The sequence below is a fragment of the Microbispora sp. NPDC046933 genome (genome assembly GCF_040644635.1).
Classification (GTDB): Bacteria; Actinomycetota; Actinomycetes; order Streptosporangiales; family Streptosporangiaceae; genus Microbispora.
Window position 1 is genome coordinate 368942 of the sequence record NZ_JBEYWW010000004.1, and the last position, 9851, is coordinate 378792.

The 9851-nt window shown below is 70.5% G+C and carries 9 protein-coding genes and 1 rRNA gene; 6 read left to right on the top strand and 4 right to left on the bottom strand.

The window, feature by feature from the left end; genetic code table 11:
* Positions 1-19: 19 nt before the first annotated feature.
* Positions 20-1489: an MFS transporter gene (locus tag ABZ857_RS08020; protein ID WP_357039332.1), complete on the bottom strand. Its 1470-nt coding sequence runs from the start codon at positions 1487-1489 to the stop codon at positions 20-22.
* 83 nt (positions 1490-1572) lie between these two features.
* On the opposite strand from ABZ857_RS08020, the gene ABZ857_RS08025 reads away from it, so the two are divergent.
* From ABZ857_RS08025 to ABZ857_RS08045, 5 genes are all read left to right on the top strand, one after another.
* The gene (locus ABZ857_RS08025; protein ID WP_357039335.1) at positions 1573-2280 is read left to right on the top strand and encodes a TetR/AcrR family transcriptional regulator C-terminal domain-containing protein; all 708 of its coding nucleotides are present in this window, start codon (positions 1573-1575) and stop codon (positions 2278-2280) included.
* Between the two features lie 85 nt (positions 2281-2365).
* A complete protein-coding gene (locus tag ABZ857_RS08030) occupies positions 2366-3976 on the top strand; it encodes a PucR family transcriptional regulator ligand-binding domain-containing protein (RefSeq protein ID WP_357039338.1) in 1611 nt (536 codons plus the stop codon).
* 17 nt (positions 3977-3993) lie between these two features.
* Positions 3994-5067 (top strand): P1 family peptidase, encoded by a 1074-nt coding sequence (locus ABZ857_RS08035; protein ID WP_357039341.1) that lies wholly within the window; start codon positions 3994-3996, stop codon positions 5065-5067.
* Positions 5068-5163: 96 nt separating this feature from the next.
* On the top strand, positions 5164-5367 hold the full coding sequence (locus ABZ857_RS08040) for a hypothetical protein (protein ID WP_357039344.1): 204 nt from the start codon (positions 5164-5166) through the stop codon (positions 5365-5367).
* Between the two features lie 140 nt (positions 5368-5507).
* On the top strand, positions 5508-6977 hold the full coding sequence (locus ABZ857_RS08045; RefSeq protein WP_357039346.1) for a phosphodiester glycosidase family protein: 1470 nt from the start codon (positions 5508-5510) through the stop codon (positions 6975-6977).
* Positions 6978-6995: 18 nt separating this feature from the next.
* On the opposite strand, the gene ABZ857_RS08050 is transcribed toward ABZ857_RS08045, so the two are convergent.
* Positions 6996-7886, bottom strand: coding sequence for a phenylalanine 4-monooxygenase (locus ABZ857_RS08050; RefSeq protein WP_357039349.1), 891 nt, complete (start codon positions 7884-7886; stop codon positions 6996-6998).
* A gap of 131 nt (positions 7887-8017) precedes the next feature.
* Between ABZ857_RS08050 and ABZ857_RS08055 the strand changes: the two genes are divergently transcribed.
* Entirely contained in the window at positions 8018-8491 is a 474-nt protein-coding gene (locus ABZ857_RS08055) for an Lrp/AsnC family transcriptional regulator (RefSeq protein WP_357039352.1), read from the top strand.
* A gap of 29 nt (positions 8492-8520) precedes the next feature.
* Here ABZ857_RS08055 and ABZ857_RS08060 read toward each other — a convergent pair whose 3' ends face one another.
* Together ABZ857_RS08060 and rrf are read right to left on the bottom strand one after the other, a co-directional pair.
* On the bottom strand, positions 8521-9195 hold the full coding sequence (locus ABZ857_RS08060) for an SUMF1/EgtB/PvdO family nonheme iron enzyme (RefSeq protein WP_357039355.1): 675 nt from the start codon (positions 9193-9195) through the stop codon (positions 8521-8523).
* 568 nt (positions 9196-9763) lie between these two features.
* Positions 9764-9851, bottom strand: a 5S ribosomal RNA gene (rrf, locus tag ABZ857_RS08065); the annotation flags it as partial.

Genomic DNA, 9851 nt, shown 5'->3' on the forward strand with positions numbered 1-9851 from the left:
GAGATGCCTCGAATTTCCCTTACACAGTGCTGGGCGCCGCGGGCTCCTGCGCGGGAGCCGCCCCGGCGACCTTCCGGCGCAGGACCAGCAGCGCGACCAGGGCCGCCGCGAGCGAGCAGGCCGCGCCCACCCACGAGCCGACGGACATCGCCGACACGAACGCCTCGCGCCCGGCGGCGGCCACGGCGGGGTCGCCCAGGTTCACCGCGACGCCGATCGACTCGCGGGCCGCCGGGGGCGCAGACTCCGGCATGGCCGCGGTGTAGGCCCCGGCGAGCACGCTGCCGAGGACGGCGACGCTCAGCGCCATGCCGACCTGCTGCACGGTGTCGTTGAGCGCGGAGCCGACCCCGGCGCGCTCGGGCGGCACCGCGCCCATCAGCGTCGCGTACGACGCGGGGCCGGCCAGGCCGCCACCCACCCCCATGATCATCAGGCCGACGATCATCGTGCCGTACCCGCCGGTGAGCGTGGACAGCAGCGCGAACCCCGCGGCCATGACGACCAGGCCGGAGGCGATGAGCACCCGGTTGCTCACCTTCTTGCCCAGCGCGGCGCCCAGGCCGTTGAACACCATCGCCGCCACCACGTACGGCAGCAGGGCGAAACCCGCCTTCAGCGGGTCGTAACCCAGGACGAACTGCAGATACTGCGTGAGCGCGAGCATGAGCGCGCCCGCGCCGAACGACAGCAGCACGATGGAGAAGCACGCGCCGCTGAACGAGCGGTCCCGGAACAGGCCGAGCGGCAGCATGGGGTGGGCGTTGCGGCGCTCCCACAGCACGAACGCCACCAGAGCGGCCACCGAGACCGCCACGGCCAGGGGGTTGAAGTGCCCGCCGGGCGCCGAGATGACGGCCCAGACCAGCCCGCCCATCCCGGCCGTGGACAGGACCACGCCGAGCGGGTCGGCCCGCCGCGTCTCGCCGTACGTCTCCGGCATGAGCGCGAAGGCCGCGACGATCGCCAGCACCGCGATCGGCACGTTGATCAGGAAGACCGAGCCCCAGTAGTAGTGCTGGAGCAGGAACCCGCCGACCGTCGGGCCGGCGATGACGCCCACCATGGCGACCGAGCTCCACGCGGCGATGGCCTTGCGCCGCTCGCTCTCGTCGAAGACGGTGATCAGGATCGACAGGGTCGACGGCATCACGCAGGAGCCGCCGACGCCCATCAAGGCGCGTGCGGCGATGAGCTGCCAGGGCTCGGTGGCGAGCGTGGCCGCCAGCGAGGCCCCGCCGAAGAACGCCAGGCCGATCACGAGCATCCGGCGCCTGCCGTACCGGTCGGACAGGCTGCCCGCGGTGAGCAGCAGGCCCGCGAACACCAGGACGTACGCGTCGATGACCCACTGCACGTCGGACGGCGTCGCGCCGAGGTCGCGCATGAGCGACGGGATCGCCAGGTTGAGGACGGTGTTGTCCACGACCAGCGTCAGCAGGCTCAGACAGAGGACGCCGAGGATCCACCAGCGTCGGGGATGGGACATGAAGCTCACCTCGAACAGTGTGCGAGTAGTATCGGACACTGTACGACTCAATCGAACACTGTGCGAGCGAATATTGTGAGGCCGTGTCAGCGAAGCCGTTCTCCTCGGTCTGGACCCGCGAGCGCAAGGGAGGGCGCGAGCAGGGCCTCAGCCGTGACCAGATCGTCCGGGCCGCCGTGGAGCTGCTCGACGCCGAGGGCCTCGACGCGCTCAGCATGCGCAAGCTCGGCGCGCGGCTCGGCGCGGGGGCGACCAGCCTCTACTGGCACGTCGCCAACAAGGACGAGCTGATCGAGCTCGTGATGGACGAGGTCTACTCGGGCGTCGTGCTGCCCGAGGCCGCCGACTGGCGGGAGACGGCGGGCGTCTTCGCCTACGCCATGCGCCAGGCGGTCTTCGACCACCCGTGGAGCGCGAGCCTCATCGGCGTGGTCCCCGCGCTCGGGCCGAACGCGCTCACCGCGTCCGACCGGCTGATGGGCGCGTTCATCCGCGCCGGGTTCGAGGGCATCGACGTGGATTACGCCATGACGGCCGTCGTGTCGTACACGCTGGGAGCGACGATCCCCGAGGTCGCCTTCCTCAGCTCGCTGGAGGCGACGGGCAAGAGCATGACGGAGCTGCAGGCCGCCGTGGACCCGGTCATGGCGAAGGTGGCGGCGGACCGGCCCAACCTGCTGGAGCGCTACAGGTCCTACGCCAAGGATTTCGACCCCCTCGTGGCCCGGCGGCTCGCCTTCGACTTCGGCCTGACGGCCCTCCTGGACGGTCTCGGCACCCGTCTGCGTTGAGAACCCCGTCCGCACCGAGAGTCGACCCTCAACGTGTCAGCTACTGGGGGGTCATCCTTACATGCTGATCAGGTAGCCTCTGAACATGCTCCCCACGGTCGCCGACGTGCTCGCGCTGGACACCGTCCGGCGTGGCAGCCCCCGGGTGGTGGCGGGCGGCGACCGGCTGGACACCCGGGTCCGCTGGGTCCACGTGGGCGAGGTCCACGACATCGCCCACCTGTTACGCGGCGGCGAGCTCGTCCTCACGACCGGGGTGGCGCTGCCCAGCGAGCCCGACAAGCTGGCCGACTACATCTGCGAGCTGGCCGCCGTCGGCGCATCGGGCCTGATCGTGGAGCTCGGCCGCAGGTTCGTCCGCGAGCTGCCGAGGGCGGTGGTGAAGGCCGCCGAGGAGCACGGGCTACCCCTGATCACGCTGGCCCGCGAGACGCCCTTCGTGCAGATCACCGAGTCGGTCCACGCGCGGATCATCGACATCCAGCTCCAGGAGCTGCGGGCCTCCGAGCAGTTGCACGAGGTGTTCACCGAGCTGTCCGTCGAGGGCGCGTCCCCGGCTGAGGTGCTCAACCAGGTCGCCCGATTCTCCGGCCGCCCGGTGCTGCTGGAGAACCTGGCCCACCAGGTCCTGGCATGCGACGCGGCCGGGGGCGACACCGGGAGCGTGCTGGCCAACTGGGAGACGAGGTCGCGCGCGGTCATGCCGGCCGAGCGGACCGCCTACGACGCCGCCGCCGGGTGGCTGGTGACCATGGTCGGCGCCCGCGGCCAGGACTGGGGACGGCTCATCCTGCTGTGCGACGGCCCGCCCAGCCCCCGTGACATCGTGCTGGCCGAACGCGCGGCGACCACGCTCGCGCTGAGCCGCCTGCTGGAGCGGCACCAGGAGTCCCTGGAGCGGCAGGCACACGGAACCATACTGACCGGCATCCTCACCCACGCGTACGCCGACCCGGACGAGGCCGCCGCCCGCGCCCGCGCCGTCGGCGTCCCGCTCACCGGCCGCAGGCTCGTCAGCGCCGTCATCCGGCTGACCGCGCCCGCCGGCAGCGCGCTGGGCGAGCAGGCCAGGCTGGGCGAGCTCGCCGAGGCCGGAGCCGCCGCCTGCCGCGAGGCCAAGCTGCCCGCCCTGGTGGGGGCGCTGGACCAGAGCCGCGTCGGAGTGCTGCTGCCGCTGCCGCCCCGCATGGCCGCCGAGACGGCGCTCGGCGCGCTGGCCGAGCGCCTGCGGGCGAACTTCGCCACGCCGTTCGTGCTGGCGGCCGGCTCGGTCGTCGAGTCGATCAAGGACGTACGGCGCAGCTTCCTGGAGGCCGAGCAGGTGGCGGAGGTCGCGGTGCGCCAGCCCGACGGGCGGCCGTTCTACCGCCTGCCCGACCTGCGGCTGCGCGGCCTGCTGCACCTGCTGCGCGACGACGCCCGGCTGCAGACCTTCGCCGAGCGCGAGCTGGGGGCCCTGCTGGCCTACGACGCCCAGCGGCACGGCGACCTGACCAGGATCCTGCGCATCTATCTCGACGCGGGACGCAACAAGGCGGTCGCCGCGCAGAAGGCCCACCTGTCCCGTCCCGCGTTCTACGACCGCCTGCGGCGGCTGGAGCGGGTCCTCGACACCGACCTCGACGACGTCGAGTCGTGCCTGTCGCTGCACGTCGCGCTGCTGGCCCTGGAGACCTTCCGCCGCGAGACCACCTGATCGAGAAGGGGCTGTCGTTGAGAGCACGGGATTTCGGCATCGTCATCGGCACCGGAACGCCCGGCGAGCACAACGCCATCACCGACGTTCCCGGAGTGAGGGTCGGGCACACCACGCTGATCAGCGGGAGCGGTCCCCGGGTCGTCGGCGAGGGCCCGGTGCGCACCGGTGTCACCGTGATCGTCCCGCACGAGGGCTCGGCCTTCGACGAGCCCCTCTACGCGGGGCTGCACTGGCTCAACGGCAACGGCGAGATCACCGGGATGGCGTTCCTGCAGGACTTCGGGCTGCTCGCCTCGCCGATCGGGCTGACCAACACCGGCTCGGTGGGCGTGGTCCGCGACGCGCTCGTCGAGATCGAGGTCGGCTCGCTCGGCAAGGGCGGGCGGGCGTGGTCGCTGCCCGTCGTCGGCGAGACCTGGGACGGCATGCTCAACGACATCGACGGCAGGCACGTGAAGGCCGCCCACGTCCGGGAGGCGTACGAGAAGGCCGCGACCGGACCGGTCGCGGAGGGCGCGGTCGGCGGCGGCACCGGGATGATCTGCCACGGCTTCAAGGGCGGCGTCGGCACGGCCTCCCGCCTGGTGGACGGTTACACGGTGGGCGTGCTCGTCCAGGCCAACCACGGACGGCGGGAGCGGCTCACGGTCAACGGCGTCAACGTGGGCAGGAGCCTCCCGGCCTCGGCGCTGCCGAACGAGGAGGCCGGGTCGATCATCGGGATCGTCGCCACCGACGCTCCCCTGCTGCCGCACCAGTGCCGCAGGCTGGCGCAGCGCGCCGGGCTCGGCGTGGCGCGCACGGGAGGCGCCGGGGAGAACTCCAGCGGCGACGGCTTCCTGTGCTTCTCGACCGGCAACCGGAACCTGCCGGCCAACGCCCTCGACGCGGCCCCTCCGCGCACGTTCCAGGTCACGGTGCTCGCCGACGAGTATCTCGATCCGCTCTTCTACGCGGTCATCGAGGCGACCGAAGAGGCCGTCGTCAACGCGCTCGTCGCGGCGGAGACGATGACCGGAGCAGACGATTTGACCGTTACAGGCCTTGATGGGCGGCTGCTTGCGGAGATGCTGACACCCGAAAAGTAGGTATGTCGTCCCGGGTGTAAGTCCTATCGCACCTGACTACTTTTCGTATACTCGCGCTCACGGGCTGAATCGTGCTTACCTCGAAACGTGCCCACGATGAGCGAACCCCAAATCAGCCCGACGGTCGTGGTACGGGCCCTGTCCGCACGTTTCCCCAAATGGACCATCTGGTGGGGCCAGGCCACCACGCACTACTGGGGCATGTCCCGGCGGCGTGACGGACTGCTCGTCCACATCGAGGCCCGGTCCGCGCAGGAGTTCGTCCAGCGAGCCCGGGAGATCGACGCCCACACCCCCTGACGCGTCGACTTTATGCGCTTATGTCCCCGAACGCCCGACTCGCTGTCGGGAAATTTATGCTCTTTGACGCGTTTCAGTCGTCTCCGTACGCGATTGTCGCCACGATAGTCCCGCAAGGATCACCAATGGGGAGTAATCGCATGAGACGCCGCCTGGTCGTCGGGGCCGCCGTACTGGCCCTGACGGCGACCATTCCTTCGGCCCCGGCCGCCGCCGAGCCCGTCGCCGGACTGCCGACGACGAGCTTCCCCCTCGGCGAGCCCGGGATCCCGAAGTCGGCGGCCAAGAACCTGGCCCCCGGAGTCAGCTACTTCACCCTTCTCCACGGCAGGCCCCAGGACGGGTACACGGTCAGCGTCGTCGTCGGCGGCAAGGACTTCATGTCCGAGGCCAACGCGCAGGCCCAGGCGACGGCCGTACAGGCGGCGGGTCTCGAGCCCGTCGTCGTGAAGTTCACCCGGCCCGCCGTCGCGGACTACCCCGCCGGCGACTACTTCATGGTCCGGGTGGGCAGCTGGCCGCTCGACCGGAAGGCCGAGGCCGCCGAGGTCGTCAAGCAGCTCAAGGACGCCGGGGTGAGCGCGAAGGTCGACTTCCAGGGCGACGACGGCTTCGTCACCACCGGCCCCTGGAACGTGCGGGTCATCGTCGTCGACCCGCGTACGTTCCGCGGCTCCTACCAGGCGTCTCTGGGCACGAGCGTCGCCAAGCGGGAGAAGGTCTCGGCCATGGCCTCCGCCGCCGGGGCGCTCGCCGCCGTGAACGGCGGCTTCTTCGACATCCACACGCTGCCCGCCTTCCGGGGCGACCCCACCGGCATCTCCGTCGTCGGCGGCAAGCTGCTCAGCGAGGCCGTCGCCGGTCGCGTGGGCCTGGTCCTGCGGGGCCGTACGGCCCACGTCACCGAGTTGTCGTCCTCGGTCGCCGCCCGTGCGGCCGACGGGACCACGGTCGAGGTGACCGGCCTCAACCGGGTGCCCAAGCCGGACGAGCTGGTCATGTACACCGAGGAACTCGGGCGGGACACCCCGCAGGACGACGGGACCGAGGTGGTCCTCGACGCCTCCGGCAGGGTGACCGCCGTCCGCGGGTCCGGCGGTCCCGTGACGCCCGGCACGCGCGTGCTGCACGGCGTCGGAGCCGCCGCCGACTGGCTGTCGCAGCACGCGGGCGAGGGCACGACCGTCACGGTCACGACCCGGGTCACCGACCTGCGGACGAACAAGCCCATCCCGCTCACCCCGGAGACCAACATCATCGGCGGCGCGATCGGCCTGGTCCGGAACGGCAGGACCTCGATCACCGCGTCGCGGGACGGCATGGCCAACACCAACATGATCCTGCGGCGCCACCCGCGCACGCTCGCCGGCGTCACCCGCAACGGCAAGCTCGTCATCGCGGTCGTCGACGGCCGTGCGCCGGGCAGCACGATCGGTGCGTCGTTCTTCGAGGCGGCCGAGCTCATGCGCTGGCTCGGCGCGCGCGACGCGATCAACCTGGACGGCGGCGGGTCGACCACCATGGTCATCGGCAAGAAGGTGGTCAACCGTCCGTCCGACGGCGTCGAGCGGGGAGTCGGTGACGCCCTGTTGATCGTCGGCGCGCGCTGAGCCGGCTCACGACCTGGCTCACACCGAAGACGTCGCGAGCAGACGGGCGATCGTGTCGTCGTCGCAGGTGTCCCAGAACGTCCCGACCGTGTCTTCGAGGTGGTCGAACGAGGCCGCCTCGAAGAGCACCTCCTGATACTTCGTGATGTCGTAGTGGGTGGTCCCCATCGCGGCGATGTCGAGCGGGCGGATGTCCATCCCGCGGAACTCCTCGATCTCGCCGTACGAGCTGAGGATCCCCGCGCCGTACGCCCTGAGGTCGCCGTCCTCCCGCATGACGCCGAACTCCAGGGTGAACCAGAACACCTTGGACACGAACTCCAGCGCCTCGTCGGTCTGCACCCGACGCGCCGCCCGGCCCGCGGCCCGGTACAGCGCGGCGAAACGGGGCGAGGCCAGGGTGTTCGCGTGCCCGATCACCTCGTGGATGACGTCCGGCTCGGGGGTGTAGAAGGGCACGGAATGGTGCCGGATGTACTGGGTGGAGTGGAACAGGCCGTCGGCCAGGACGCCGTAGAACTCACGGAGCGGGACCAGCCCGGCCGCCGGCAGGTAGCGGAATCCGGTCAGCGGCTCCAGCAGGTCGCCGACCTCCTGGAGTTGCGGGATGCGATCCTCGGGCAGGCCGAGCCGCCTGGTCGCGTCGAGGAACTCGCGCACCGCGTACTTCTGATGCTTGACCGCCAGCTCCTTGGTGACGAGCGCCCACACGTGGTGCTCCTCGTCGGTGTACTCGGCCGTCGGGATGGGGTCACCGGGGGTGTGGCCGAGCGCCAGCGCCGCGATCGCGTTGCGCCGCTGGCGGTAGACGGCGTCCGCGAAACCGGGGTGGCTCGTGGCCAACTCGACGACGACGGATCCGTCATCCTTCGTCGCCACCGGAGCGAAATACTGCGCTTCTTCGAACATACTCCCATATGACAGCAAGTAACCCTTTGGCTGGCAAGAGTGACCAGTCGAGGTGTGCGAAACGCTCAAATCGGCGGGTTTCTGATTGGTCGCACTGGTCGATTCGCTCAATCGGGGCGTACCCTCGGCGCATGCTCGACGCGCTCGACAGCCGCCTGCTGACCACCATGCGGGCCAACCCCCGGATCGGGCTCACCGAACTGGCCCGCCTGCTCGGCGTGGCCCGCGGCACCGTGCAGGCGCGGCTGGACAAGCTCACCGCACGCGGTGTCATCAGCGACTTCGGTCCGACGGTCACGACGGAGCAGATCGGCTACCCCATCCTCGCCTTCGCGTCCCTGCAGATCGCACAGGGCCGGCTGACCGACGCCGTGCGGTGGCTGGCCGACATCCCGGAGATCCTCGAGGTGTACGGCACCAGCGGCCAGGCCGACCTGCTGTGCCGCGTGGTCGCCCGCAGCACCCCGCACCTCCAGGAGATCATCGCCCGCATCCTCGCCTCCCCCGCCGTCCAGCGGACCGACACGACGATCGCCCTGTCGACCCAGATCCCCTTCCGCATCGAACCCCTGCTGCGGGCCGCGGTCACGCCACCCACGCCGTAACGACCGGGCTCAGGTAGAGCAGGGCGGGTTCAGGCAGACCGGGCGAGGCGGAAGCCGAGGTCGTCGATGCGGAACGTCGGGTGGCTCTTGCGACGGCACGACGCCCGGCACGCCCTGGGCAGGTCATGCGCCCCTCCGCCGCGGAACACTCGGTAGGGGCCGTACACCGCGGGGTCGTAGACGTCCCAGCACCATTCCCACACGTTGCCGATCATGTCGTACAGGCCCCCCGCGTTCGGCGCTCTGGTCCCGACCTCGTGCACTCGCCCGCCGGAGTTCTCCCGGTACCAGGCGATCTCGTCGAGTTCCCCGTACCGCACGCCGGTCGTCCCGGCCCGGCAGGCATACTCCCACTCCGCCTCGGACGGCAGCCGGTACCCGTCGGCATTCCAGTCGCAGGCCACATCCTGGGCGTTGAGGTCGTCTCCGATCGAGTAGCAAGGTGTCAGCCCCGCCGCCTCCGAGAGGAGGTTGCAGAACCGGACAGCGTCGTTCCAAGAGACCTCGGTCACCGGCGTCAGCGGTCCCGCCGAGCTCACCGGCAAGCTCACCGGCAAGCTCACCGGGGCTTCCCCGGTGACGGATCGGTACAGCGCGGAGGTCACGGGATACGGCGCAAGCAGGAAATCGCCGGTCTCGGCCACCCAGCTCGTCCGCGTCCCCTCGTCCCGAAGGAGAATCCTCCCTGCGGAAACTCGGATCATTTCCTCAGCGGCCACCTCGGGCGGCGACGATCCACGGCTCACCTTAGGGTCCTATCCTCCGCTGTTAACCACTGTCAATTCGTGTGCTGTATGGACAACCCTGCGTCTGGGGCGGGGGCTTTCGTAGCGGGGGGTGGTGGTCGGGCGGGTTGGGACGTCACTGCGCCCGGGGCGGGAGGACTTGAGGACTTGTGGTGGGGGGTGGTGGTCGGGTGGATTGGGGTCGGGCGGGTTGGGACGTCACTGCGCCGGTCGGAAGGTCCGGTCCTCGCGAAGCCCGCTCCGCTGGGCCTTCGCTGCGGTCCTCCCTCCCGCCCGCTCCGCTCCTCCCACATCTCCCCGCTCGCGCCCCTGGCCCGGTCGGCAGCCCCGGCTGTTTGCGCTACCGGAGTGCGGCCCCGCACCACGTTCCCCACAGCATTCCGAATCGGCGCCGGCCACCCCTGGATATGCGAAAGCCCCGGCCAACCCAGCCGGGGCACCACCCACCAACAAGCAGGCGCACAGGGGAAACCCCCCGGGAAATGCGGAAGGGCCACCCCAACAAGGGTGGCCCTCCACAAAGATTGTCCGGCGGTGTCCTACTCTCCCACACCGTCCCCGGTGCAGTACCATCGGCGCTGGCAGGCTTAACTTCCGGGTTCGGAATGTAACCG

What these genes read in the sequence shown, in the direction of transcription:
- ABZ857_RS08060 (WP_357039355.1), bottom strand. Translation starts at nt 9,195, where the DNA reads ATGATCCGAGTTTCCGCAGGGAGGATTCTCCTTCGGGACGAGGGGACG.
- ABZ857_RS08030 (WP_357039338.1), top strand. Translation starts at nt 2,366, where the DNA reads ATGCTCCCCACGGTCGCCGACGTGCTCGCGCTGGACACCGTCCGGCGT.
- ABZ857_RS08045 (WP_357039346.1), top strand. Translation starts at nt 5,508, where the DNA reads ATGAGACGCCGCCTGGTCGTCGGGGCCGCCGTACTGGCCCTGACGGCG.
- ABZ857_RS08050 (WP_357039349.1), bottom strand. Translation starts at nt 7,886, where the DNA reads ATGTTCGAAGAAGCGCAGTATTTCGCTCCGGTGGCGACGAAGGATGAC.
- ABZ857_RS08020 (WP_357039332.1), bottom strand. Translation starts at nt 1,489, where the DNA reads ATGTCCCATCCCCGACGCTGGTGGATCCTCGGCGTCCTCTGTCTGAGC.
- ABZ857_RS08055 (WP_357039352.1), top strand. Translation starts at nt 8,018, where the DNA reads ATGCTCGACGCGCTCGACAGCCGCCTGCTGACCACCATGCGGGCCAAC.
- ABZ857_RS08040 (WP_357039344.1), top strand. Translation starts at nt 5,164, where the DNA reads ATGAGCGAACCCCAAATCAGCCCGACGGTCGTGGTACGGGCCCTGTCC.